This is a genomic window from Streptomyces sp. NPDC058001, assembly GCF_042886315.1.
Lineage (GTDB): Bacteria > Actinomycetota > Actinomycetes > Streptomycetales > Streptomycetaceae > Streptomyces.
On the sequence record NZ_JBHVQT010000022.1, the window covers coordinates 1 to 23,388 of the forward strand.

23 protein-coding genes, 1 tRNA gene and 1 pseudogene are annotated in these 23,388 nt (G+C 70.5%); 9 read left to right on the forward strand and 16 right to left on the reverse strand.

Annotated features, from left to right (window positions below; genetic code table 11):
- Window positions 1–151 precede the first annotated feature (151 nt).
- On the forward strand, window positions 152–373 hold the full coding sequence (locus ACFVT5_RS39755; protein WP_389898661.1) for a hypothetical protein: 222 nt from the start codon (window positions 152–154) through the stop codon (window positions 371–373).
- Between the two features lie 31 nt (window positions 374–404).
- Here ACFVT5_RS39755 and ACFVT5_RS39760 read toward each other — a convergent pair whose 3' ends face one another.
- The 9 genes from ACFVT5_RS39760 to ACFVT5_RS39800 all read right to left on the reverse strand — a co-directional run bounded on the left by ACFVT5_RS39760 (window position 405) and on the right by ACFVT5_RS39800 (window position 6,343).
- Entirely contained in the window at window positions 405–1,130 is a 726-nt protein-coding gene (locus tag ACFVT5_RS39760; RefSeq protein WP_389898664.1) for a hypothetical protein, read from the reverse strand.
- A gap of 115 nt (window positions 1,131–1,245) precedes the next feature.
- Complete coding sequence (locus ACFVT5_RS39765; protein ID WP_389898667.1) at window positions 1,246–2,127, reverse strand: RNA polymerase sigma factor SigF; 882 nt, start codon at window positions 2,125–2,127, stop codon at window positions 1,246–1,248.
- Window positions 2,128–2,371: 244 nt separating this feature from the next.
- Window positions 2,372–3,385 (reverse strand): RNA polymerase sigma factor SigF, encoded by a 1,014-nt coding sequence (locus ACFVT5_RS39770; protein ID WP_389898929.1) that lies wholly within the window; start codon window positions 3,383–3,385, stop codon window positions 2,372–2,374.
- A gap of 202 nt (window positions 3,386–3,587) precedes the next feature.
- The gene (locus ACFVT5_RS39775; RefSeq protein ID WP_389898670.1) at window positions 3,588–3,881 is read right to left on the reverse strand and encodes a Dabb family protein; all 294 of its coding nucleotides are present in this window, start codon (window positions 3,879–3,881) and stop codon (window positions 3,588–3,590) included.
- A 34-nt stretch (window positions 3,882–3,915) separates the two neighbouring features.
- Entirely contained in the window at window positions 3,916–4,092 is a 177-nt protein-coding gene (locus ACFVT5_RS39780) for a hypothetical protein (protein ID WP_389898673.1), read from the reverse strand.
- Window positions 4,093–4,657: 565 nt separating this feature from the next.
- Window positions 4,658–4,742 (reverse strand) — tRNA-Ser (locus ACFVT5_RS39785).
- Between the two features lie 41 nt (window positions 4,743–4,783).
- Entirely contained in the window at window positions 4,784–5,278 is a 495-nt protein-coding gene (tadA, locus tag ACFVT5_RS39790; RefSeq protein ID WP_389898676.1) for a tRNA adenosine(34) deaminase TadA, read from the reverse strand.
- A 34-nt stretch (window positions 5,279–5,312) separates the two neighbouring features.
- Window positions 5,313–5,852, reverse strand: a complete 540-nt coding sequence (locus tag ACFVT5_RS39795; RefSeq protein WP_389898931.1) for a hypothetical protein — start codon at window positions 5,850–5,852, stop codon at window positions 5,313–5,315.
- A gap of 308 nt (window positions 5,853–6,160) precedes the next feature.
- Window positions 6,161–6,343, reverse strand: coding sequence for a hypothetical protein (locus tag ACFVT5_RS39800; protein ID WP_389898679.1), 183 nt, complete (start codon window positions 6,341–6,343; stop codon window positions 6,161–6,163).
- A 154-nt stretch (window positions 6,344–6,497) separates the two neighbouring features.
- Here ACFVT5_RS39800 and upp point away from each other — a divergent pair, with 154 nt between their 5' ends.
- The gene (upp, locus tag ACFVT5_RS39805; protein ID WP_389898681.1) at window positions 6,498–7,133 is read left to right on the forward strand and encodes a uracil phosphoribosyltransferase; all 636 of its coding nucleotides are present in this window, start codon (window positions 6,498–6,500) and stop codon (window positions 7,131–7,133) included.
- Window positions 7,134–7,199: 66 nt separating this feature from the next.
- Here upp and ACFVT5_RS39810 read toward each other — a convergent pair whose 3' ends face one another.
- Both ACFVT5_RS39810 and ACFVT5_RS39815 read right to left on the reverse strand, forming a co-directional pair.
- Window positions 7,200–7,838, reverse strand: a complete 639-nt coding sequence (locus ACFVT5_RS39810; RefSeq protein ID WP_389898683.1) for a LytR C-terminal domain-containing protein — start codon at window positions 7,836–7,838, stop codon at window positions 7,200–7,202.
- Window positions 7,839–8,004: 166 nt separating this feature from the next.
- Window positions 8,005–8,301: a type II toxin-antitoxin system VapB family antitoxin gene (locus tag ACFVT5_RS39815; protein ID WP_006377352.1), complete on the reverse strand. Its 297-nt coding sequence runs from the start codon at window positions 8,299–8,301 to the stop codon at window positions 8,005–8,007.
- A gap of 437 nt (window positions 8,302–8,738) precedes the next feature.
- On the opposite strand from ACFVT5_RS39815, the gene ACFVT5_RS39820 reads away from it, so the two are divergent.
- Complete coding sequence (locus ACFVT5_RS39820) at window positions 8,739–10,211, forward strand: hypothetical protein (protein ID WP_389898686.1); 1,473 nt, start codon at window positions 8,739–8,741, stop codon at window positions 10,209–10,211.
- A 317-nt stretch (window positions 10,212–10,528) separates the two neighbouring features.
- On the opposite strand, the gene ACFVT5_RS39825 is transcribed toward ACFVT5_RS39820, so the two are convergent.
- Together ACFVT5_RS39825 and ACFVT5_RS39830 are read right to left on the reverse strand one after the other, a co-directional pair.
- On the reverse strand, window positions 10,529–10,870 hold the full coding sequence (locus ACFVT5_RS39825) for a hypothetical protein (protein ID WP_389898687.1): 342 nt from the start codon (window positions 10,868–10,870) through the stop codon (window positions 10,529–10,531).
- A gap of 136 nt (window positions 10,871–11,006) precedes the next feature.
- Window positions 11,007–11,612, reverse strand: coding sequence for an HhH-GPD-type base excision DNA repair protein (locus ACFVT5_RS39830; protein WP_389898689.1), 606 nt, complete (start codon window positions 11,610–11,612; stop codon window positions 11,007–11,009).
- Between the two features lie 173 nt (window positions 11,613–11,785).
- Here ACFVT5_RS39830 and ACFVT5_RS39835 point away from each other — a divergent pair, with 173 nt between their 5' ends.
- Together ACFVT5_RS39835 and ACFVT5_RS39840 are read left to right on the forward strand one after the other, a co-directional pair.
- The gene (locus ACFVT5_RS39835) at window positions 11,786–13,930 is read left to right on the forward strand and encodes a penicillin acylase family protein (protein ID WP_389898692.1); all 2,145 of its coding nucleotides are present in this window, start codon (window positions 11,786–11,788) and stop codon (window positions 13,928–13,930) included.
- The gene (locus ACFVT5_RS39840) at window positions 13,920–14,552 is read left to right on the forward strand and encodes a GNAT family N-acetyltransferase (RefSeq protein ID WP_389898694.1); all 633 of its coding nucleotides are present in this window, start codon (window positions 13,920–13,922) and stop codon (window positions 14,550–14,552) included. The genes ACFVT5_RS39835 and ACFVT5_RS39840 overlap by 11 nt, the downstream gene beginning before the upstream one ends.
- 119 nt (window positions 14,553–14,671) lie before the next feature.
- On the opposite strand, the pseudogene ACFVT5_RS39845 reads toward ACFVT5_RS39840, so the two are convergent.
- From ACFVT5_RS39845 to ACFVT5_RS39855, 3 genes and pseudogenes are all read right to left on the reverse strand, one after another.
- Window positions 14,672–16,948 (reverse strand): annotated as a pseudogene (locus ACFVT5_RS39845) (ATP-binding cassette domain-containing protein).
- Between the two features lie 184 nt (window positions 16,949–17,132).
- The gene (locus tag ACFVT5_RS39850) at window positions 17,133–18,056 is read right to left on the reverse strand and encodes a M56 family metallopeptidase (RefSeq protein WP_389898696.1); all 924 of its coding nucleotides are present in this window, start codon (window positions 18,054–18,056) and stop codon (window positions 17,133–17,135) included.
- The gene (locus tag ACFVT5_RS39855) at window positions 18,053–18,523 is read right to left on the reverse strand and encodes a BlaI/MecI/CopY family transcriptional regulator (RefSeq protein WP_389898698.1); all 471 of its coding nucleotides are present in this window, start codon (window positions 18,521–18,523) and stop codon (window positions 18,053–18,055) included. Before ACFVT5_RS39855 ends, ACFVT5_RS39850 begins: the two co-directional genes overlap by 4 nt.
- A gap of 114 nt (window positions 18,524–18,637) precedes the next feature.
- Between ACFVT5_RS39855 and ACFVT5_RS39860 the strand changes: the two genes are divergently transcribed.
- The 4 genes from ACFVT5_RS39860 to ACFVT5_RS39875 all read left to right on the forward strand — a co-directional run bounded on the left by ACFVT5_RS39860 (window position 18,638) and on the right by ACFVT5_RS39875 (window position 23,319).
- Complete coding sequence (locus ACFVT5_RS39860; protein WP_389898701.1) at window positions 18,638–19,369, forward strand: DedA family protein; 732 nt, start codon at window positions 18,638–18,640, stop codon at window positions 19,367–19,369.
- A gap of 134 nt (window positions 19,370–19,503) precedes the next feature.
- Complete coding sequence (locus ACFVT5_RS39865) at window positions 19,504–20,061, forward strand: potassium channel family protein (RefSeq protein WP_389898703.1); 558 nt, start codon at window positions 19,504–19,506, stop codon at window positions 20,059–20,061.
- A gap of 240 nt (window positions 20,062–20,301) precedes the next feature.
- Window positions 20,302–21,012 carry a hypothetical protein gene (locus ACFVT5_RS39870; protein ID WP_389898705.1) on the forward strand — a complete coding sequence of 237 codons (711 nt, stop codon included), beginning with the start codon at window positions 20,302–20,304 and terminating at the stop codon, window positions 21,010–21,012.
- Window positions 21,013–21,228: 216 nt separating this feature from the next.
- A complete protein-coding gene (locus ACFVT5_RS39875) occupies window positions 21,229–23,319 on the forward strand; it encodes an SPFH domain-containing protein (RefSeq protein ID WP_389898706.1) in 2,091 nt (696 codons plus the stop codon).
- Window positions 23,320–23,388 lie beyond the last annotated feature (69 nt).

The window sequence follows — 23,388 nt, forward strand, 5'->3', positions numbered from 1 at the left end:
AAGACGCTCGACTGGGATAACCCAGCCGAGCGCCTACGTGATCTACTGACCGCCTGAATCTGGATCGGTGTTGCGACGATCACTAGAACCCAAGCCCCGCGTAGGGGCCCCCTATTGGTCAGCGCCAGCGAATTCGCTAGGGTCCATCCCCATGGCACAGAACCCCCAAGCCCCCCAGGGACCCGAGGGCGGCTACGACCCCGCGGGCAGCACCCAAATGTTCCGCGCTTTCGTTGACGAAGGCGCCCCCCAGGGCGGAGGCCCCCAGCAGCCCCAGCCCACCACCTCTTCCGGCCCCCGACTCGGCGTGATCGCCGGCGTGATCGCCGCCGTCGTCATCGTGGCGGCGGTCGCCTGGCTGGCCCTCGGCTAGTACCGGCACCGTACGAACAGGCCCGCGCCGCCTACTTCCACGTCGCCGAGACGTCGCGGGTCTCGATATGCATGCCCAACGGCACCCGCCAGGCGTCCACGCACACCTCGTACGTCTTCTTCTTCGTCCCGCCCCCGGCGATCGGGGCCGGCAACGGCTGAGTGGATTCGATGGTCGCCCAGTCGATGCCCAGGGCGCCGATGATGTGCGTACCGAAGCTGACGGTGCCCGAACGGGCCGCTGTGCCACCGGTGTTGTGGAAGGCGACCGTCACCTTCTCGCACCAACGCTGGTCGCCGGCCTCGCGTTCCGGTGGATCGAGGGTGAGCGCGGCAGGCGTGGCCGGCGTCGGAGGCGACGAAGGCGAAGCCGGCGTCTCCGGGGACGCGCCGGTACCGGAACCAGGTCCCGGCTCCGAAGTTCCGCCCGCTGAAGGCGAGTTCACCCCACCGGGCACCCTCGTACCCGAACCCGTACCCGTACCACTGGAGCCCTCCCCGGACGAGGGCGAGGACGAAGCTGAGGGCGAGGACGAGGAAGCCCCCGGCGAACGGGAACCCCCCGAACCGCCACCGCCGCCGGAACTTTCGTCACCGTCCAGCGGAACCAGCGTCACCTCACCCGTAGGCGCCACCGCCTTGCCGGGCCCCGCCGTGCCGTTGGGCCCCACCGCCACATACCCGGCAGGCCCGCCGTCCGCGCCGCACGCGGCCAGCAGGGTGCCGAGGGCGACCGCGGTCACCGAGGCCGCGGCCACGGCACCTCTGCGGCCCCGCGTCCCCATCCATCGCCATCGCCGTCGCCGTCGCATCGCGACAGTGTGGCTGACGGTCCGTCAAATAGGAACCGGTAGGGAACCGGCCAGGAACCGGCTAGTCCGAGATCAGGCCCTCGCGGAGCTGCGCCAGCGTCCGGGTCAGCAGCCGCGACACATGCATCTGCGAGATACCGACCTCCTCGCCGATCTGCGACTGCGTCATGTTCGCGAAGAACCGCAGCATGATGATGCGGCGCTCACGCGGCGGCAGTTTGGCGAGCAGCGGCTTCAGCGACTCGCGGTACTCGACGCCCTCCAGGGCCGAGTCCTCGTACCCGAGACGGTCCGCGAGGGAGCCCTCGCCGCCGTCGTCCTCCGGGGCCGGGGAGTCCAGGGACGAGGCCGTGTACGCGTTGCCTACCGCGAGTCCGTCGACCACGTCCTCCTCGGACACGCCCAGGACAGCGGCGAGTTCGGGCACGGTCGGCGAGCGGTCGAGCTTCTGCGCGAGTTCGTCGCTGGCCTTCGTGAGGGCCAGGCGGAGTTCCTGGAGGCGGCGCGGCACCCGCACCGACCACGAGGTGTCCCGGAAGAACCGCTTGATCTCACCGACCACCGTCGGCATCGCGAACGTCGGGAATTCCACGCCCCGTTCGCAGTCGAAGCGGTCGATCGCCTTGATCAGGCCGATCGTGCCGACCTGGACGATGTCCTCCATCGGCTCGTTACGGCTGCGAAAGCGCGCCGCCGCGTACCGCACGAGCGGGAGGTTGAGTTCGATGAGGGTGTCCCGGACATAGACGCGCTCCGGGCTGTCCTCGTCGAGCGCGGCGAGCCGCAGGAACAGGGAGCGGGACAGGGTGCGGGTGTCGATGGCTTCCGAAGTCGCGGACGGCGTCGAGCGACGAATGGTCACCGCCGGGCTGTTCAGCGCGTCGGGCGCGGTTGCGCTCTTCGTGAGCGTGAGCACCTTCGAGCTGCCCTGGTCTACGGACATGCCACCCCCTTGAGGTCGCGGACGGTCGTGGCCGGCGCACCCGTCTGAGGAACGCAGCCTCCACCTGAATACCGGCGGTGGGGCCCCGGCAAACGCAGTTCCCGCAGAATGTCACATGTCGGCAACACGCTGTAGTGACTTGTCGACATGGGGAGGGGGAGTCTGCGCAGGAAACGGGGGGTCTGGGGGCTTTCGGTCCGCGTGATGTCGGCAACCGGCTCCAGGGACGGTCAACCCGTTCCGGTTACGCCTCGATCCTGTTTGCGGATCGCAATCGCGCGAAGCTACGGGCGAGGAGCCTTGACACATGCATCTGGGACACACCGAGTTCGGCGCTGATCTGTGACTGCGTGAGATTGCTGTAGTAACGCAACAGCAAAATCCGCTGCTCCCTTTCGGGCAGCTGTACGAGCAGATGCCGTACGAGGTCGCGGTGTTCGACGCCGTCGAGTGCCGGGTCCTCGTAGCCGAGCCGGTCGAGGAGGCCGGGCAGGCCGTCGCCCTCCTGGGCGGCCTCCAGTGAGGTCGCGTGGTAGGAGCGGCCGGCCTCGATGCAGGCCAGCACCTCCTCCTCGGTGATGCGCAGCCGCTCGGCGATCTCGGCGGTGGTGGGCGAGCGCCCGAAGTTGGTGGTCAGGTCCTCGGTCGCGCCGTTCACCTGCACCCACAGCTCGTGCAGCCTGCGCGGTACGTGGACGGTACGGACGTTGTCGCGGAAGTACCGCTTGATCTCGCCGACGACGGTGGGCATCGCGAAGGTCGGGAACTGCACGCCCCGGTCCGGGTCGAAGCGGTCGATGGCGTTGATGAGGCCGATGGTGCCGACCTGGACCACGTCCTCCATCGGCTCGTTGCGGCTGCGGAAGCGGGCGGCGGCGTACCGGACGAGGGGCAGATTGGCCTCGATGAGCGCGCCGCGTACCCGGCTGTGCTCGGGGGTGCCCGGTTCCAGGTGCTTGAGCTGTCCGAAGAGGACCTGGGTGAGGGCCCGGGTGTCGGCGCCCCGGCTTCGGGGCGGGGCGGGCTCTTCGGCGGGGGGTTCCTCCGGGGGCGACTGCTCGGCCGGGGGTTCCTGAGGGGTGACGGGGTCGTGGGGCGTGACCTGGTGGGGCGGCGCCGGGGGCATGGCGGGCATGGCCGGGGGCGCGGTCTGGGCTGGAGCGTGGGGCGGGGCCTGAGGCGGGGTCTGGGGCGGGGCCTGGGATGGAGCCTGGGGTGGAGCCTGAGGCGCAGTACTGGCCGGCACGGTCAACGCCACCCCTTCACCCACGTTCGTACAAAACGTTCAACTCATCCGTCAAAAGCGGTCATAGCATCACAAGACATGTGCACTGTGTGCAAGCACCGCATAACGCCGTGTTGGGGGAGATATGGGGGAGATATGACCGAACCCCCCAGGGCGGCCGGTCGGCCGTGGGGGGTTCGCGGGTGCGCGGGGGGCGTGCCGGGGGTGCGGCGCCTCAGAACTCGTAGTCGGCGATCACCCACGTGGCGAACTCGCGCCACAGGGCGACGCCCGCCTGGTGGGCCGGGTGTTCGAGATAGCGCCGGAGGTCGTCGGCGTCCGCGACGGCCGCGTTGATCGCGAAGTCGTACGCGATGGGCCGGTCGCTGATGTTCCACTCGCACTCCCAGACCGCGAGTTCCGGGATCAGGCCGCCGAGCGCCTTGAACGCTTTGACACCCTCGACGACGCGCGGATCCTCGCGTACGACGCCGTCGTTGAGCTTGAACAGGACCAGGTGGCGGATCACGGCGACTCCTCGACAGACGGACGGACTCCGCCGCTCAGTCCTTGGCGCCGTTGACGATCCAGGTCATGAAGTCACCGATGGCTTGAGCGGCGCTCGATATGCCCTCGAACCCTATCTGCACGTAATCGGCGGCCTTGCCCGGATCCGTGATGATCACATACAGCACAAAGACGACCACCACATAGAGCGCGATCTTTTTAGTCTGCACCACGCCGTGGCCTCCCCTACCGCCGCCCGCACGCGTCCCCTGTTATCGGCGGTGCAGTGTATCCCGCCGTCAACAACCCGCCACGGGAGCCCTTACGCGTCGTCGGGCAGGAGCCGGAACGCCTGGTGTCCGGTCAGTGGCCGGATCATGCGGAAGTGCCGGTCGGAGGTGAACAGGACTTCGGTCCCGTAGGCCGCCGCCAGGGCGACGTTCAGCGATGGCCGCGCTCAAGTGTGCGGCGACAGGCGGCACTTCGAAACGGCGGGAGCTGTGTACCGCTCGATGAACCGTGCCGCGGCCAGCGCTTCTCTGTGTGCCGCGTGACCCTCAAGACAGGGGTCGAGGAGACGGTAGAGCGCGTTGGTGCCGGCAATGGCGATCACGTACCCATTCCCCCGAGTACGTCCTCGATCTCGTCGTTGGTCAGGTCGGGGACACGAAAGGCAACGCGTCCGGTGCGTGAGTCAGTTGTGTTTCTGTTGGCTCCCGTGTCGTACGGCCGTGCGGTGCGTGCCGTACGCAAAACACCCTCCCGGCTACGTTTCCGCAGGTCGGGAGGGTGTGAGAGCGGTAGCGGAGGGATTTGAACCCTCGGTGACTTGCGCCACACTCGCTTTCGAGGCGAGCTCCTTCGGCCGCTCGGACACGCTACCGAGAGAGACCTTACCGCACGGTGGGGCGTGCTCAGAAATCACTATCGGGCGCGGAAGAAGGCCGTGAGCACGCTTCCGCACGCGTCGGCCAGGACGCCGCCGATCACCTCGGGCCGGTGGTTGAGCCGGCGGTCCCGTACGACGTCCCACAGGGAGCCGACCGCGCCCGCCTTCTCGTCGCGGGCGCCGTAGACCACGCGGTCGAGGCGGGACTGCACGATCGCGCCCGCGCACATCGTGCAGGGTTCGAGGGTGACGACGAGGGTGCAGTCCGTCAGCCGCCACGAGCGGAGCTTCGCGGCGGCCCGGCGGATCGCGACGATCTCGGCGTGGGCGGTCGGATCGCCGGTCGCCTCACGCTCGTTGTGGCCCGCCGACAGCAGGGTGCCGTCGGCGGACAGCAGGACCGCCCCGACCGGTACGTCACCGCCTCGGACGGCGAGCCGGGCCTCGTCCAGGGCGAGCCGCATCGCCACCCGCCAGGGGTCCCGTACCGGATCGGGCGGTCCCTCGGGAAGGCCGGGTGGGGCGTTCATACGGGGAACCTACACGCGCCACCGGGCGGAACACCTAGCGGACCGTTTCGAGTACCTCCGCCACTCCCAGGACCTCGGCGATCTCTCCGAGCGCGTCCCCGCTCTCCAGGGCGAGCAGCTCCTTGGCGGTGACGCCGAGGTCGACGAGGACGGCGCTGTCCCCGATCGGACCCAAGGGCGCGGCGTCGGCGGACGGCGCGGAATCGTCCTCGTCGTCGGACGAGGCGGCGTCGGGTTCGCCGTCCTCGGTGCCGTCGAGGTCGAGTGCGTCGAGGTCGGCATCGTCGCCGGGCTCACGGCCGAGCAGTTCATCGGTGAGGAGGATCTCGCCGTAGGAACTGCGGGCCGCCGCCGCGGCGTCCGAGACATAGATGCGCGGGTCTTCCTCGCCGTCCACTCGGACGACGCCGAACCACGCACCTTCCTGTTCGATGAGGACGAGCACCGTGTCGTCGTCGACCGCGGCCTCGTGGGCCAGGTCGGTGAGGTCCGACAGGGTTTCCACATCGTCCAGATCTGTGTCGCTCGCTTCCCACCCGTCTTCGGTGCGCGCGAGCAGTGCGGCGAAGTACACCGTGACTCTCCCACTGGTCATAGGCGTGCCGGTCGGGGTTCCCCCCGGCGGAGGTCGGGGGCGGGGGTGCTGAGCCAGACTCCCGCCCACTCGGAATCGTGGCAGAAACCACGGCTTCAGGAGAGGTCTTCCGCCCGCTGTGTCCGCGTCGCTTTGTCCCGACGGCGTGTTCACGGCGTGTTCAGGGGGTGGTCGGCGGATGGTCGGGAGGTGGTTGTCGCGTGCCCATCGGCGTGTTCGAGACCGCGCTGGAGCTTCGGTACGGGGCCGGGAGCGGGGTACGGACGGGCCGGCCGCTCACTCGCCGCTCACCAGCGGAACGTACGCATCCGAACGGCTTGGCGCATCCGTGCGGCTCGGGCGCGGCGCGGCTGGACGCGGTCGCGCAGTTCCCGTGCCTCGGTGAGGTCGCGGAGGAACTGGGCACGGCGACGCCGACGCTCGGCCTCGCGATCGGCCTCCGGTTCCTGATCCGGCACACGGTCCTGCATACGGTTCGGTATGCGGTCCGGTATGCGGTTCGGCGCGCGATCCGGTATTCGGTCCGGCATGGGCAACACCCCCACTCGGTCCCTGCCACTTTCCCCCGGTCGGGCGGTTTGATGCCAACACGAGGGTGCGGAAGCCCCGGCTACTGTTATGGGCATGCGTCTCCACGTCGTCGACCACCCGCTGGTCGCCCACAAGCTCACCACCCTGCGCGACCGGCGTACGGACTCCCCGACCTTCCGGCGGCTCGCCGACGAACTCGTCACCCTGCTCGCGTACGAGGCCACGCGCGACGTACGGACCGAGCTGGTCGACATCCAGACCCCGGTCTCACCGACCACCGGCGTCAAGCTGTCCCACCCGCGGCCCCTCGTGGTGCCGATCCTGCGGGCCGGGCTCGGCATGCTCGACGGCATGGTGCGGCTGCTGCCGACCGCCGAGGTCGGGTTCCTCGGCATGATCCGCGACGAGGAGACGCTTCAGGCGTCCACGTACGCGACGCGGATGCCCGAGGATCTGTCCGGCCGGCAGGTGTACGTGCTCGACCCGATGCTCGCGACCGGGGGCACGCTGGTCGCCGCGATCCAGGAGCTGATCAGGCGGGGCGCCGACGATGTGACCGCCGTGGTCCTCCTCGCCGCACCCGAGGGCGTCGAGGTCATGGAACGCGAACTCGCCGGCACACCGGTCACCGTCGTGACGGCCTCGGTGGACGAACGCCTCAACGAGAACGGCTACATCGTGCCGGGCCTGGGCGACGCGGGAGACCGCATGTACGGAGCGGCGGAGTAGCCGCCGAGTAGTCGCCGCGTAGGAGTAACTGTCGCGCGGTGGCGGAGTGCCACCGCGGCGACAGGGTCAGTTCTTGCAGGGAGTCGGCGACGGCGACGCGGGCGTGGTCAAGGCCGTCAGGGCCCTGGTCGCGTCGTCGGCGGGCGAGAGCCGGGTGAACGTCGTGCCGAGGATCAGGTCGATGTCGCCGCTCGCGCGGGCGTCCGTCTTCTGCTGCACCCCGGCGAGCTGCGCGGCGAGCACCGGAAGGGCTCCCTCCGCCGCGGCCTTGGGCCCCAGCACTATCCCGGGCCCGGCGACCTTCTTGTCGTACTCCTTGGACGCGTTGCCGACCTGACCGATCGCGAACCCGCGTTTCTTCAGCTCGTCGGCGGTCTGCTTGGCCAGCCCGCTGCGCGGCGTGGCGTTGAAGACGTTGACCTTGATGCCGCCAGGACGGGGCAGGGACACCGGTGTCGCGGGCGTCGGTGACGCCGTCGACTTCGGCGGACACCCGGACCGCGACCCGGCCGCCGTCGCCTGCCCGCCACCCGTGAAGACGTCCACGAGCTGGAGAGTTCCCCAGCCGATGAGACCGAGCGCGGCGGTCGACGCGACGAGCGCGAGCACGATCCTGCTGCGCCGACGGCCCCGACGCATACGCGGATACTTGTCCCCCGTGATGCGGTAGCGACCGCCCATGCCGGGGGGTGTGAGCATGCTCATGAACGCAGCGTAGTGCGACCTGACGGTCCTGCGTATCAAATGATCATCGACGGTCCAGCAGTCCAACCCAAAAGGGTCAATACGCGCCCTGCGAACGGCGGATGACGCGAGTGACCCCGGTGCCGCCGGGTGCCGTCGGTGTCGCTGGTCCCGCTCGCGGAGGGTGTCAGTCCATTTCGAGTACGCGGGCGTGCAGCACCTGGCGCTGCTGGAGCGCGGCACGCACCGCGCGATGCAGTCCGTCCTCCAGGTAGAGATCGCCCTGCCACTTCACGACATGCGCGAAGAGGTCGCCGTAGAACGTCGAGTCCTCGGCGAGGAGGGTCTCCAGGTCGAGCTGACCCTTGGTCGTCACGAGCTGATCGAGGCGGACCGGTCGCGGCGCGACATCCGCCCACTGCCGGGTGCTTTCCCGGCCGTGGTCGGGGTACGGCCGGCCGTTTCCGATGCGCTTGAAGATCACACGGAAAGCCTACCGGTCATGACCTTCCGGGCGCAGCCATGGCGACCTAGTGCGAGGCTGTGACATATCACTGCATCACTGGACGAACCGGTATCAGCGCGTGCGGGGTCAGGCGGGAACAGGGGTCCGAAAAATGAGTGGGGGCCCTGAAGATCGCCTCCGGGTACGCCTTCACCGGACCGGCCCTCGACCTCGGCGCCCGGCACCCCGAACGACACGGTCACCGAGCGGGCCGCCGAGGTCGGCCGGCACCGGGAGGCGCGGGGTTTCCCGTCGGGCGGCCGATTCGCTCGAAAGGGGCAGGTGCCTTCTTCGTGACGCAGACCCTGAAGGATGCAGACCCCGACGCAGACCCCAAAGGGTTACCCGAGCGTGAAAGGACGGCCGGGCGTGGGAGACTCGGCGGTCAATTCGCTGGGGCTGAAGGGCCGTTTGCCGTGTCGGACAGCACGTTGTCGCCGGTTCACCTGGACAAGGTGGTGGAGGCGCTGGCCGAGAACCCCGCGCTGCCACCCGAGTTCGTCCGCCGCCTCTTCGCCCACCGCGGGGACTTCGGCAGCGTCGCCCGGCGCCCGGACCTGACCGACGACATGATCGCCGAGATCGTCGCGGCCGACGACTGCTGGCTCACGCACTCCCTCGCGCTCAACCGCGCCCTCCCGCATGCCTTCCGGATGACGCTTGCCGAGCACCCGGATCCGTCAATACGCGCGGCCGTGGTGATAGGCGCGGACGACGCGCCCCGAGAGTTGTTCGAGCGGCTGCTCGGCGACGCCGACTCGCGGGTGCGTGAGTACCTGGCGCGGAGCGATCACGTGCCGACGGATCTGCGGGCGCGGCTGGCGGCCGACCCGGACCCCGAGATCCGGGCGACGCTCGCCCAGTGGTGGGCGCGAGCCCCGGAAGCGGTACGTCGGGTCCTGCTGACGGATGCCGAGGAGTCCGTGCGCGCGGCGGCCTGCGCGACCTACTATCGGCGGCTTCCCCATCCCGTACCGCCCGCCGACCTGCTCCCCGCGCTGTTGGCCGACCCCGTCACGCGCGCCGGAGCGGTGCGCCACTGCGCGCTGGACGCCGACACGGCCCGCCGGCTGGCCGATGACCCGGACGAGGAGGTGCGTAAGGAACTCGCCGATCACCCCGACCTCCCGCCGCCCCTGCGCGACCGGCTCGCCGAGGACCCCAACCCGCTGGTCGCGCTCCGCGTCTTCGCCCGTCAGGACACCCCTGAGCCGACCCGCGCCGCGATCCACGCACAGATCGTGTCCGAGGCGCCCGCGCAGGGCCGGTTCACCGATCTCCACGTCCTGGACGACGACGAGTTCGAACGGGAGTTCCTGTACGACATGGCGCGTCGGGAGATCCGGACGCTGCGTCTGCCGTGGGTGACCGCTGCCCCCTTGCCGTACGTCGACTCGCCCTACGTCTGCTTCCGGGCCTCGGCCGCGATGTCCGACGGCCTCCCCGCCCCGGTCGTGGCCCGGCTGCTCGACGACGAGGAGAGCAGCGTCCGTACGACGATGGCTCTGCACGCCCGTGACCGGATCGATCCCGCCACCGCCGAACGCGTCGACCGCGGCTACCGCCCGGCGAAGAGGACCCGGTGGCGTCCCGCCGACGACTTCCCGCTCCCCGCGAACGTCCTTCGCCGTCTGGCCACCGATCCCGATCCGAGGATGCGGCTGCTGGCTCCGCGCGACTTGGACCTGCCGGTGGAACTCGTCCTTCGCCTGGCCGCCGATCCCGATGACGGGGTGCGCTGTGCGATCGCGTCCCATCCCCGGCTTCCGACCCGTGAGCTGACGCGGCTTCTGGCCGATCCATCGGAAGGGGTCGCGGTCGCCGCGGCCGCCAACCCCGACCTGCCGCCCGTACACATGGATCGGCTTCTCGACCTGGCCGGCCTCTGACATCGGTGTGCGTGCCGCGAGCGGCGCCGGACCTCCACGGCCGGCACCGGCCCCCGGGGGTCTCCCCGGGGGCCGGTGCCGTGGGTGGGTCGTGGGGGGTCAGGTGTTGACGGGGGCCGGGCGGGTGGGGGTGGGTTCCGGGGCCTGCTCAGGGACCGGGGATTCCGCTGGCTTGGTGTCGCGTACCGGGGGGCGGCGGTCTCGTACCGCTTCTGCGCGTACCAGGGCCTGGAGTACTGCGTAAGGGTCAATGGGCATGGGTGATCGCCTGTCCTTGCGTGTGCTGGTGGGGGGTGGTCCGAGACGGCTCGGGCCGGTCAGCAGCGCAGGACGACGGTGCGCAGGGCGCCCACGGCACCGGCGGGGGATCCGGTGCGCGCGAGGGGCGGGCGGACGGCGCGGGGGCGCGCGGGGGAGATCCGTGCGCCGGGCGCGGGAGGTACGGCGGTCGGCCGCACGGGCGGCGGGCGCAGCGCCGGGTCGGGGCACGCGTGCGTCTCGCCGGACTCCATGGACACCAGGGCGGCGGGCGCGGGCAGCGCGTCGGCCGGGGCGCCCACCGCGAAGGCCGTACCGAGCACCGCCACCAGGACGACGAGCGCCCGTCCCCACACCGTGCCGCGCGGGGCACGATGGCTGCGGGATGTGGTGGCGCTCATACGAGGTGATGTGCCCAGGTGGGAGGCGCCGCGCACAGTGTCGGGCGAGAAACGCTCGGTCGGCGTACGAATGCGGCGCCATGTTGACGGCAGGGCCTGAACTCCCGTGACGTGCAGTGACGGTGGGGGTGGCCGTCTACTTCCGGGGCTTGCGTGCCGCAGGCTTCGCCGCCTTCGCCGCCGCCTTCATCTCCTGCTTGTGGGCGCGGACCTTCGCCAGCGATTCCGGGCCCTTGATATCGGCGACGGACCGGTACGACCCGGCATCCCCGTACGCGCCCGCGGCCTCGCGCCAGCCCGGTGGATCGACGCCCAGTTGCTTGCCGAGCAGCGCCAGGAAGATCCGCGCCTTCTGCTCGCCGAACCCGGGCAGCTCGTTCAGGCGGCGCAGCAGTTCGGCACCGCTGTCGACGCCCTCCCAGACGGCGTCGGCCCGGCCGTCGTAGTGCTCCACGAGGTACTGGCACAGCTGTTGGACGCGCCCCGCCATCGAACCCGGGTAGCGGTGCACGGCCGGTTTGGCGGACAGCAGCGCGGCGAACGCCTCCGGGTCGTACGCGGCGATCTCGTGCGCGTCGAGGTCGTCCACGTTCAGGCGTTGGGCGATCGTGTACGGGCCCGTGAACGCCCACTCCATGGGGATCTGCTGGTCGAGGAGCATCCCGACCAGCGCGGCCAGCGGACTGCGGCCGAGCAGCCGGTCGGCCTCGGGCTCCTGCGCGAGGTGAAGGGTGACATCCATGAGTCGATGATGACCCGGTGTCGTCGCTCCCGCGCTCCCGCGCTCCCGCTCTCCCGCTCTCCCGCAGGGTGTGGGGGTGCCGACCAGGGGCGTCCCGCCGAATTAAGTTAGGCTAACCTAACTTTCTGGACATGTGGCATGCGGCATGTGGGATGCGGGATGTGGGGGGATTCGTGAACGTCGAGGTACGGCGGGACGCGTGGGGGATCCCGCATCTGAGGGCCGCCGACGCCCGCGCGCTCGCGTACGCGCAGGGCCACAACGCCGCCGTCGACCGTGCCCGGCAGATCGAGGTCGAGCGGCACCGGGCCCAGGGCACCACGGCCGCGTTCCTCGGGGCGGACGCGGTCGGTTGGGACACCTTCGCGCGGCAGGCGCGGCTCGACGACACCGCCCGCCGCTGCTACCGGCGCCTGGCGGCCGAGGACCCGGAGACCGCCGCCTGGCTCACCGCGTACGCCGAAGGGGTCGACGCCGGGCTCCGTGAAGGGGCGCCGCCGGCACCGGAGTTCGCGGCCACGGGCCTTGCTCCCGGTGGCTGGCGGCCGTGGACGCCGCTGGGTGTGTGGCTGTCCACGCACATCCTGTTCGCGGGTTTCCCGGCCAAACTCTGGCGGGACGCCACCGCGCGGCGGCTCGGTCCCGACGCGGTGGACCTGTTCGCGGCCGACGGGACCGGCACCTCCGGCAGCAACGGCTGGCTCGTCGCCGGCGGACGTACCGGCACCGGCCACGCGGTCATCGCGGGCGACCCGCACCGCTTCATCGAGGACCCGGGCGTCTACCAGCAAGTCCATCTGGTCTGCCCGGAGTTCGACGTGGTGGGACTCGCCGTCCCCGGCATCCCGGGCCTCGCCCACTTCGGCCACACCGGCACGGTCGCCTGGGCGATCACCAACGCGATGGCGGATTACCAGGACCTGTACCGGGAGCGGTTGCGGCGAGGGGACGGGAATGGGGATGGGGACGGGGGCGTCGAGGCGTTCGGGCCGGGTGGCTGGGAGGCCGTCGCCGTCCATACCGAGACGATCGAGGTCGCGGGGGCGGAGGCGGTACGGATCGAGGTGATCGAGACGGACCGGGGGCCGGTGGTGATCGATGCCCAGGATGCCGAATCCGGTGACGGAATCCGGGACGCGATCAGTCTGCGGTACCCGCCCCGCGTCACCGGTGACCTGGGCTTCTCGGCGCTGCTGCCGCTGCTCCGCGCCCGTACCGTCGCGGATGTCGACCGAGCCCTCGACGGCTGGGCCGAGCCCGTGAACGTCGTGCAGGCCGCCGACACCGACGGCGGGCTGCTGCACCGGGTCGCCGGCCGGGTGCCGCTGCGGCACGCGGACAACGGCCGCCGGACCGTACCGGCCTGGGACCCCGCGTACGCCTGGCGTGGCTGGCACGGGCCGATGCCGCGCGCGGACGTCGGTCACCGGGACACCGCCGTGATGGCCAACCAGCGTGGTCTGGCGGCGCCGTTGGGTGTCGAGTTCGCGCCGACGTATCGCGCCGACCGCATCCGGGAGTTGCTGAACGCGGCGCCCCTGTGGACGGCGAGGGACATGGCCGCGATCCACATGGATACGCGACTTCCGTCCGCGCGGGCCCTGTTGGACCTGCTCGCCGGGCTCGACGGACTGGGCGACCGGGCCGCGCGGCTGCGGGAACGGCTGCTCGGCTGGGACCGGCACATGGCTGCCGGGAGCACCGATGCGATGGCGTACGCGGAGGTACGTGGCGCGGTCGTCCGGGGGTTCGCCGCGCATCCCGAGCTGGCGTCCTTGGCCCAACCCCCGGACGTACCCGAGGTGTTCCGGCCCTGGCTGGCGCTGGTCCCCCGGGTCGCGTTCGCCCTGGAGACGCTGCTGACGACGAATCAGTTTCCCCGTGTCGACCGGGCGGCGCTCGTCCGCGCGGCCGTCGAAGAGGTGGCGGCGGGGGCGCCGGGCGCGGTGGCGTGGGGCGAGGCCCATCGGCTGACCCCGTGGCGCGCACTCCCCGTCCCCGAGTCGGAACCCGGGCCCCCGCTTGCCGGTGACCACGACTGCGTCCTCTGTACGTCCAGCCTGCCCGGCGTCACCGACCTCTGCGCGCGCGGGCCCGCCGCCCGGTACGTCTGGGACCTCGCCCGGCGCGACGACAGCCTCTGGGTGGTGCCGCTCGGGGCGGCCGGGCGGCCGGGACCCCATCAGCGGGACCAGGCGCCGCTGTGGCTGCGCGGCGAACTCGTCCCGGTGATCACCGACTGGAATCGGCTCGTACCGGACTCCCCCCAGGAATCACTTCAGGAAGCTCAGGAACCTCAGGAGCGTCATGACCTCTGAAACCGCCGCCCGTCCCGTCGTCCACGAGCGGGTGGTCGCCGGGTTCGGGACCGTCCGGGTACGGCCGGTGGACCCGGACGCCGACCATGGGCTGCTGCACGCGTGGGTGAGCCAGGAGCGGGCCCGGTTCTGGGGCATGACCGGGCACACCCGCGAGCAGGTCCTTCAGACGTACGCGCATCTGGACTCGCTCGACACGCATCACGCGTTCCTGGTGTTCCGTGACGAGGAGCCGGCGGCGCTCTTCCAGACGTACGAGCCGGCGGCCGACCGGGTCTGCGAGTGCTACGCGGTCGAGCCGGGCGACATCGGTATCCACCTGCTCATCGGGCCCCGGTCGGGTGGGGGGATGCGGGGGTACTCGTCCACCCTGATCGACGTCTTCCTGTCCTACGTGCTGTCGGATCCGGCGGTACGGCGGGTGGTGACCGAGCCCGACGCCGCCAACGACAAGGCCGTCACCCGACTCGCCCGCTCCGGCTTCGAGCTGGGCCCGGAGGTGGTCCTGCCCGAAGTCGACCTGCCGGAGGTGTATTTGCCGGCGAAGCGGGCCAGACTCGCCTTCCTGTACCAGGACAAGCACGGCTCTGGAAGTACCGCGGGGGGAAGTGCCGCGAGGTGAGGTCGGGGGCTGCGGCACCTTGGTGGCCGGTTGCGCAGTTCCCCGCGCCCCTTGGGCGCGCTGGTCGCGCCCACGCGGCGGAGCCGCAAATGTCACAGCCCCGCGCCCCTTGGGGGCGCTCAGTCGAGCGTTCGTGCTCCGCCCACGTACGCCGCCAAGTGTTCCCCCGTCACCGTTTTCGCCTCCGTCACCAGGTCTGTCGGGGTGCCGGTGAAGACGATCTCGCCGCCGTCGTGGCCGCCGCCGGGGCCGAGGTCGATGATTCAGTCGGCGTGGGCCATGACGGCCTGGTGGTGTTCGATGACGACGACCGTGTTGCCGTCGTCCACGAGCCGGTCGAGGAGGGCGAGGAGTTTGTCCACGTCGGCCATGTGCAGACCGGTCGTCGGCTCGTCCAGGACGTAGGTCGAGGACTTCTCGGCCATGTGGATGGCGAGCTTCAGGCGCTGCCGCTCGCCGCCGGAGAGGGTGTTGAGGGGCTGGCCGAGGCGGAGGTAGCCGAGGCCGACGTCGGACAGTCGGCCGAGGACGGTGCGTGCCTGTCCGGACCGGAAGAATTCGTACGCCTCGGCGACCGACATGCCGAGCACCTCGCTGATGTTCTTGCCGTTCAGCGTGTACGTGAGGACCTCTGCCGTGAACCGCTTGCCCTCGCACTCCTCGCACACGGAGGCAACGCCCGCCATCATCGCGAGGTCGGTGTAGATGAGCCCGATGCCGTTGCAGTGCGGGCAGGCGCCCTCCGAGTTGGCGCTGAACAGGGCCGCCTTGACGCCGTTGGCCTTGGCGAAGGCCGTACGGATGGGGCCCAGGAGCCCGGTATAGGTGGCCGGGTTGGAGCGGCGGGAGCCACGGATCGGGGTCTGGTCGGCGACGACCACGCCCTCGCGGTCCGAGAGATGACCGTGGATCAGGGAACTCTTGCCGGACCCGGCGACGCCGGTGACGACCGTGAGGACACCTAGCGGCACGTCGACGGAGACATTCTTCAGGTTGTGCAGATCGGCGCCCTCGATGGCGAGTTGCCCGGTCGGCTTGCGTACCGGGTCCCGCAGGACGGTGCGGTGTTCCAGGTGGCGCCCGGTGAGGGTGTCGGAGGCGCGCAGCGCCGTGACGTCGCCGGTGAAGCAGATCCGGCCGCCGTCCGTACCGGCGCCGGGTCCGAGGTCCACCACATGGTCGGCGATGGCGATGACCTCGGGCTTGTGCTCCACGACGAGCACGGTGTTGCCCTTGTCCCGCAGTCGGAGGAGCAGGTCGTTCATCCGGCGGATGTCGTGCGGGTGCAGCCCGATCGTCGGCTCGTCGAAGACATACGTGACATCGCTGAGCGAGGAGCCGAGATGACGGACCATCTTGACGCGCTGCGCCTCGCCGCCGGAGAGCGTGGAGGAGGTGCGGTCGAGGCTGAGATAGCCGAGGCCGATCTCGACCAGCGATTCGAGGAGGTGGCGCAGGTTCGCGAGCAGCGGTGCCACGGACGGGTCGTCCAGGCCGCGTACGAAGGCGGCGAGGTCGCTGATCTGCATCGCGGAGCACTCGGCGATGTTCACGCCGGCGATCCGGGACGACAGCGCGGCCTCACTCAGTCGCGTACCACCGCAGGCCGGGCAGGCCGTGAAGACGACGGCACGGTCCACGAAGGCCCGGATGTGCGGCTGCATCGCGTCCCGGTCCTTGCTGAGTAGGCTCCGCTGGATACGGGTGATCAGCCCCTCGTACGAGAAGTTGTTGGTGCCGACGCGGACCTTGACCTGGGGTTTGTGGAGGAAGTCGGCCCACTCGGTGTCCGTGAAGTCCTGGAGCTTCTTGGCCGGGTCGTAGAAGCCGGAGTTGGCCATGATCTGCCAGGGCCAGGAGTCGACGGCGAAGCCGGGCACGGTGATCGCGCCCTCGTTCAGCGAGAGGTTCCGGTCGATGATCTGGTCGAGGGCGATGTCCGAGACCTGGCCGATGCCCTCGCACTTGGCGCACATGCCCTCGGCGTTGTTGAAGCTGAAGTGGTGCGAGGAGCCGATGTGCGGGGTGCCGAGGCGACTGAAGATGATCCGCAGCATCGTGTACGCGTCGGTCGCGGTACCCACCGTGGAGCGGGAGTTGGCGCCCATCCGCTCCTGGTCGACCACGATCGCGGCGCTCAGATGGTGCAGCCCGTCCACGTCGGGGCGGCCGAGCGACGGCATGAACGACTGGACGAACGCGGTGTACGTCTCGTTGATGAGCCGCTGCGACTCGGCGGCGATCGTCCCGAAGACGAGCGAGGACTTGCCCGATCCGGAGACTCCCGTGAAGACGGTCAGACGGCGTTTGGGGATGTCGAGGGAGATGTCCCGCAGGTTGTTCTCGCGGGCGCCGCGGACCTGGATGACGTCATGGGTGTCGGCGTGCGTGGGCATGGCCCTCCTCGGTACTCCGGGTATGGACAGCTGCCGGGCCGCAAACTGATCGGCGAAGCTCACTATACATAGTACTGAGTACACCGTACGCACAATATGTGTTGTTGGCGCTGATGCTGGACCGGGTGTACCGGGAGATGCCGCGAGCCGGTGCGGGGTGAGGAGGGGGTGGGGCGCGTGTGCCCTAGTCGGGTTGTTCTCCCTGGGCTATTTCCACGTGGCCGTGGAGGTCGCTCGCTGCTTCCAGCGCTGAGACTGTTGAGAGGGCTACGCAGGCGAGGACCAGGGCGGCCAGGACGCGGTGGGGGCGTGGGGGTGTGGCTCCGAGGAGGGCCGCCACCCGGCGTGGGACCGGGCCCTGGGTGGCTGCCAGTGCCATGCGGGGCACTCCCGCACCGCCCGCGTGGGCGGCCAGTGCCGCGCGCCCGATGGCTCGCGCGGCGAGGCGGCGGTCGCCGACGGTCGTGGCGGCGGCTTCGTCGGCCCACCGTTCCAGCGCGTAGCCGAGCGGCGCGCGCAGTCCCCGCAGCGCCGGATGCACGGACGCGGCGAGTTCCCCGACGGCCAGGAAGACATGGTGGCGCCCGGCGAGATGCGCGCGCTCATGCGCGAACAGGACCTCCCGCTCGGCCGCGCCCAGTGACCGCAGCATCCCGGTCGTGACGACGACGCGGCCGGGCCGGCCGGGCAGCGCGTAGGCATAGGGGCGGGCGTCGACCCGTACCGAGAGGTCGCCCGCGCAGCCTTCCTCGCGGTGGGCGGAGTGTGCGGCGCGCAGTTCGCGGACGAGAGTCCGGGTCCGGTGGACGAGCATCCCGGTGCCGACCACGAGCAGGACGGTCGCGATACAGGCAGCGGGCACGATCAAAGGCGCTGGTTCGCCGAGCAGCGGCGGTGAGAGATGCCCGTACGCGGCGACGGGCGGCAGTCGGAGCGCGCCGGCGGCCATCAGCAGGCCGAGCGCGGCGGTGCTGCATCCCGCGAGGACGACGGCACACGCGGTGAGCGCCCAGGCGGCGATCCGGGGCGGCAGGAGGGGGCCGAGGCGGCGCGCGGCGGGCACGGCGAGGACGGGTACGAGCAGCGGCAGCCATACGACATAGATCATGTGCCTCCGCCTTTCTCACGTGCCGTGCCTTCCTCACGTACGGTACCGGCGTCGTCGGTGCCGTCGGATATGTGGTCGAACTCCAGGCCGCCCACCGACCCCAGCAGGTCCCTCAGTACCTGCTCGTCCTCGGTGTTCAGTTCCGAGACGAAACGGGCCAGGACGGTGTGCCGGTCGGCGTCCTTGTCGAGTTCGGCGTGCATCCGGCGGGCGGTGAGCCCGTGCCGGTCCTGCGAGGGCGCGTACGCGAAACCGCGTCCCGCGCGCGTACGGGTCGCCGCGCCCTTCGTGTGCAGGCGCGTGAGGATCGTCGTCACCGTGGTCCTGGCCAGCTCACCGCCCAGCGCGATCTGCACCGCGCCCGGCGTCAGCGGCACATCGGCGGCCCACAGCGCCGCGAGCACGCTGGCCTCCAGCTCGCCCGCGGGACGGCGGTCCGGCTGCCGGTCGGGCTGTTCTTCGGCCATGGGAACACTCCTCACCCGCTATTCGTCTACAGTGATGTAGACCGTCTACTTCACTGTAGTCATCGGGGCCCCGGCCAGGCTGCCCCGCACTCCATTATGAGAGGGGCCGCGCCCATGGGCGTATCCGCGTTCGGATCCACGCTCGCCGCCACGCTCGCCGACCCGCTCGCCGACCCGCTCGCGGTGAACGTTCTGGACGCGAGCTCCCTGCTCGCCGCCTTCGGCGCGATCGGCATCGCCGTCGTGCTCTTCGCGGAGACCGGCCTGCTGGTGGGCTTCTTCCTGCCCGGCGACTCGCTCCTGTTCACGGCGGGTCTGCTCTGCGTTCCGGGCAGCGGCGGCAGCCATGGCGGGGTGCACCTCTCCCTGCCGCAGGTGCTGATCGCGGCGGCGGTGGGCGCCATCGTCGGCGCCCAGGTGGGGTACTGGATCGGGCGGCGCGGCGGTCGCGCCCTGCTGGCCCGCAGCGGTGCGAAACGGCTCCATGAGGGCGCGGACCGCGCGGAGGAACTGCTCGCCAAGTACGGGTACGGCAGGGCGATCGTCCTGGCCCGCTTCGTCCCCGTGGTCCGGACCGTCCTCAACCCGCTCGCGGGCGCCCTCGACGTCCCGGCCCGGACCTTCCTGCTCTGGCAGGTCCTCGGCGGCCTGGTCTGGACGACGGGTCTGATCCTCGGGGGGTACGCACTGGGGTCCTCGATCCCGAACGTCGACAAGTACCTGCTGCCGCTGGTCGCCCTGATCGTCGTCATCTCGCTGATCCCGATCGCCCTGGAGCTGCGCAAGTCCCGTGCGGCGGCCCGCCGCGCGGCGGCCACTCACCCGGCGGGCGACAAGGTGGCGTAGCCGTGTGACCCCCGCGGGCCCGTGGTCCGTCGTTCCTCACCTGATCGGTTCACCCCGGCTGCGCCCCCCGGCCCACCGTCGGACGCTGTGCGTGTTGATGTCTTCCCGACCGAGCGGCGAACCGTGGAGGCGCGATGGTGTCCGACGGGCCGCCCGTCCTCTGGAGCCCGACCCGCGCCTGGCTCACGGTCGCGGGGACGATCGTCGTCCTGGTGGCCGTCTTCGCCGTGCTCCCGGTCACCACGTTCGGCCCGGAGCGGCCGGTCCTGAGCTGGACCGCGTTCATCGTGGCCCTCACCGTGATCGCGTCACTCCTCCTGCGACACATGCGCGACGCCGTGCTCGAACGTCCCGGTACCCACCCGGCGTTCGCCCTCTTCGCCCTGATGTGTGTCACGGTCATGGTCTTCGCCTTCAGCTATGTGGCGCTGGCCCGCAATCAGGGTGAGTTCAACGGTCTGAACACCAAGTTGGACTCCCTCTACTTCACGATGACCACGCTGGCGACGGTCGGTTACGGCGACATCACCGCCACCGGCCAGTCGGGCCGCCTGGTCGTCATCCTCCAGATCGGGTACACCTTCGTCTTTCTCACGGCAGCCGCCACCACCCTCTCGGGCCGCCTCAGATCCCAGGTGGGACAACGGGCGGGGCGGCGCCCCGGACAGGACGGGGACGGCAAGGGGAAATGACGCTTCCTGACACCGTCTTAACGCGTTCTTAACGCCGCCCGGCATCCAGGAGGGTGTGAACGTTGCCGGGTTCCGGCAATGCGCCGGGAGATGAGGGGGCGTCATGATGGCCGCAAGGGGAGCACCGGACGGTCCCGGTGCCGGGCACCGGCAGGTGTCGCGTCACCGGGACCGAATGCGCCGGGGTGGTTCCGGAGCCCGCAGAGGGGTCCGGGACGCTTCGGGGAGGGGGAGTCGGCCATGGGGATGTTTCTGGAAACCGTCGCCGGATTCCCGACCGTGTTGTTCTCCGCCGCACTCGTCGTCGTCATCGGCTTCTGGGTGCTGGTGGCCGTCGGGGTCTCCGACACGGACAGTTTCGACGCCGACGCCGATCTCGGCTCCTGGGGCCTGGGCGGGGTACCCGTCACCGTCTCGGTCTCGCTCGTCACCGCCCTCGCCTGGTTCACCAGCCTCACCGCGACCGTGTTGCTCGCGCCGGTCGTCCCGTCCGGCGGCACACTGCGCTCGTTCGTCCATCTGCTGGTACTCGCCGGGGCCCTGCTGGTCGCCTGGCGCCTGACCCGCTGGCTCGTACGGCCGCTCGCGACCCTCTTCCCCGACGAACCCGGGCCGTCCCGGCAGGACTTCGTCGGCCGGATCTGCACCATCCGCACGGGCCGTGTGGACACAGGGTTCGGGCAGGCCGAGGTCGCCGCGCGGGACGGGTCGACGGCTGTCGTCCAGGTCCGGCTGTCCGCCGCCGACGCCAGGGCCGCCGCCGACCTCAGGTCCGTAACCGGTGACGGTTCCCTCGGGCTCGGGAGTACCGGGCTGCTCTACGCGTACGACGAGCCCGGCGAGTTCTTCTGGGTCGCGCCCTACGACGCGGCGCTCGCACCCGGCGACCCGGAACCCGAAACGGGAGCGGAATCGGAATCGGGACGCAAGCGGTCCCGACCGCGCCGATAGGGCCGACAGCGCCGTATCGCCCGTAGCACCCGCACGCGCGGGGCCCGTATCGCCCACAGCCGTATCGCCCGTATCCCGCCGGCGGCGTCCGTAGCGCCGAACGGCCAGGGGCCTCCGGCCGGCGCGCGTCCGGCCCGCCACCACGCCCGTCACCTTTCGCTTCTCACCCTTCACCCTTTTCCGTTTACCGCTCACCGCTGACCACCAAGGACTTCCATGGATGCCATCACCTTGGGCATAGGCGTGCTCGTCGCCGTTGTCCTGTTCGTCGTCGTCACTCTGCTGCTTGTCGTCTCCCGGCTCTTCCGCAAGGTGGAGCAGGGCAAGGCGCTGATCGTCTCCAAGATGCGCAAGGTCGATGTGACCTTCACCGGGCAGGTCGTCCTGCCCGTACTCCACAAGGCCGAGGTGATGGACATCTCGGTGAAGACCATCGACATCATGCGGACCGGCCGCGAGGGCCTGATCTGCCGGGACAACATCCGCGCCGACATCCGTATCTCGTTCTTCGTCCGGGTCAACAAGACCGTCGAGGACGTCGTGAAGGTCGCCCAGGCCATCGGCACGGCCCGCGCCAGCGACAGCAACACCTTGCAGGAACTGTTCAACGCCAAGTTCTCCGAGGCCCTGAAGACCGTCGGCAAGCAGATGGACTTCGCCGACCTCTACACCAAGCGCGACGAACTGCGCGACCGCATCATCCAGGTCATCGGCACCGATCTGAACGGCTACAGCCTGGAGGACGCGGCGATCGACTACCTGGAGCAGACCCCGCTCACCCAGCTCGACCCGGCCAACGTCCTCGACGCCCAGGGCATCCGCAAGATCACCGAGCTGACCGCCGTGGAGCACGTACGGACCAACGAGTTCCAGCGCCACGAGGAGAAGGAGATCACCCGGCAGAACGTCGACGCCCGCGAGGCCATCCTGGAGCTGGAGCGGCGCCAGGCGGACGCCGAGATCAAGCAGAAGCGGGAGATCGACACCGTACGGGCCCGTGAGGAGGCCGAGACCGCGCGGGTGGTCGAGGAGGAGCGGCTGCGGGCGCAGAGCGCGTTCCTGCGGACCGAGGAGCAGCTCGGGGTGCAGCGCGAGAACCAGGCCCGCGAGGTCGCCGTCGCCGCGAAGAACCGGGAGCGGGTCATCGCCGTCGAGAGCGAGCGCGTCGAGAAGGAGCGGATGCTCGAAGTCATCTCGCGGGAACGGGAGACCGAGCTGACGCGGATCGCCGCCGACAAGGAGGTCGAGGCGGAGCGCCGCGACATCGCCGAGGTGATCCGGGAGCGCGTCGCGGTGGACCGTACGGTCGCCGAGCAGGAGGAGTCGATCAAGCGGCTGCGCGCGGTCGAGGAGGCCGAGCGCGAGCGGCAGTCCGTGATCATCGCCGCCGAGGCGGAGGCGCAGGAGAAGCTGGTCAAGGACATCAAGGCCGCGGAGGCCGCCGAGCAGGCCGCCACGCACCGCGCCGCCGAGGAACTCACCCTCGCCGAGGCCCGGTTGAAGACCGCCGACCTGGACGCGCGCGCCAAGCTGCGGCTCGCCGAGGGCATCCAGGCCGAGACCGCGGCGATCGGACTCGCCGAGATCCAGGTGCGGGACAAGGAGGCCGAGGTCATCGAGAAGGCGGGCCGCGCGGAGGCGGAGGTCGCCGAGGCACGGATGCGCGCCGAGGCCGAGGGCACCAGGGCCAAGGCGCTCGCCGAGGCGGAGGGCAACCGCGCGAAGGCGCTCGCCGACGCCACCGCGATCTCCGAGCGGCTGAAGGCCGAGGCCGAGGGCATCAACCAGAAGGCCGTCGCGATGGCCGCGCTTGACGAGGCGTCGCGCGGCCACGAGGAGTACCGGCTGCGTCTTGAGGCCGAGAAGGACATCCGGCTCGCGGGTCTGGATGTGCAGCGGCAGGTCGCCGAGGCGCAGGCCACGGTCCTGGCGACGGGCCTGGAGAACGCGGACATCAACATCGTCGGCGGCGAGTCCGTCTTCTTCGACCGGCTGATGAACTCCATCGCGCTCGGGAAGAGCGTCGACGGTTTCGTCCAGCACTCCGAGACCGCGCAGGCGCTGGTACGGCCGTGGCTCGACGGCACGTCCAGCTTCACGGACGACCTGAGCCGGGTCCTCGGGTCGGTGTCGACGGGCGATGTACGGAACCTCACGGTCTCCGCGCTGCTGATGAAGCTCATGAAGTCCGGGGGCGGCGGCACCGTGAACTCCGACCAGGTCCGTCAACTCATCGAGAAGGCCGGTGAGTTGGGGCTCGCGGACATGCCGCTGTCGGAGCTGAACGGGAGTGCCGTCAAGGCGTAGGACCGACCCTCCAACGGGTCCGGAGCCGCCGCACGGGGGTGGGCGGCTCCGGACCGCACTGTCGAGAAA

Coding starts and splice junctions, on each gene's coding strand:
- ACFVT5_RS39755 (WP_389898661.1), top strand. CDS start 152: ATGGCACAGAACCCCCAAGCCCCCCAGGGACCCGAGGGCGGCTACGAC.
- ACFVT5_RS39765 (WP_389898667.1), bottom strand. CDS start 2,127: ATGTCCGTAGACCAGGGCAGCTCGAAGGTGCTCACGCTCACGAAGAGC.
- tadA (WP_389898676.1), bottom strand. CDS start 5,278: ATGAACGCCCCACCCGGCCTTCCCGAGGGACCGCCCGATCCGGTACGG.
- ACFVT5_RS39800 (WP_389898679.1), bottom strand. CDS start 6,343: ATGCAGGACCGTGTGCCGGATCAGGAACCGGAGGCCGATCGCGAGGCC.
- upp (WP_389898681.1), top strand. CDS start 6,498: ATGCGTCTCCACGTCGTCGACCACCCGCTGGTCGCCCACAAGCTCACC.
- ACFVT5_RS39810 (WP_389898683.1), bottom strand. CDS start 7,838: ATGAGCATGCTCACACCCCCCGGCATGGGCGGTCGCTACCGCATCACG.
- ACFVT5_RS39825 (WP_389898687.1), bottom strand. CDS start 10,870: ATGAGCGCCACCACATCCCGCAGCCATCGTGCCCCGCGCGGCACGGTG.
- ACFVT5_RS39830 (WP_389898689.1), bottom strand. CDS start 11,612: ATGGATGTCACCCTTCACCTCGCGCAGGAGCCCGAGGCCGACCGGCTG.
- ACFVT5_RS39840 (WP_389898694.1), top strand. CDS start 13,920: ATGACCTCTGAAACCGCCGCCCGTCCCGTCGTCCACGAGCGGGTGGTC.
- ACFVT5_RS39850 (WP_389898696.1), bottom strand. CDS start 18,056: ATGATCTATGTCGTATGGCTGCCGCTGCTCGTACCCGTCCTCGCCGTG.
- ACFVT5_RS39855 (WP_389898698.1), bottom strand. CDS start 18,523: ATGGCCGAAGAACAGCCCGACCGGCAGCCGGACCGCCGTCCCGCGGGC.
- ACFVT5_RS39860 (WP_389898701.1), top strand. CDS start 18,638: ATGGGCGTATCCGCGTTCGGATCCACGCTCGCCGCCACGCTCGCCGAC.
- ACFVT5_RS39865 (WP_389898703.1), top strand. CDS start 19,504: ATGGTGTCCGACGGGCCGCCCGTCCTCTGGAGCCCGACCCGCGCCTGG.
- ACFVT5_RS39870 (WP_389898705.1), top strand. CDS start 20,302: ATGGGGATGTTTCTGGAAACCGTCGCCGGATTCCCGACCGTGTTGTTC.
- ACFVT5_RS39875 (WP_389898706.1), top strand. CDS start 21,229: ATGGATGCCATCACCTTGGGCATAGGCGTGCTCGTCGCCGTTGTCCTG.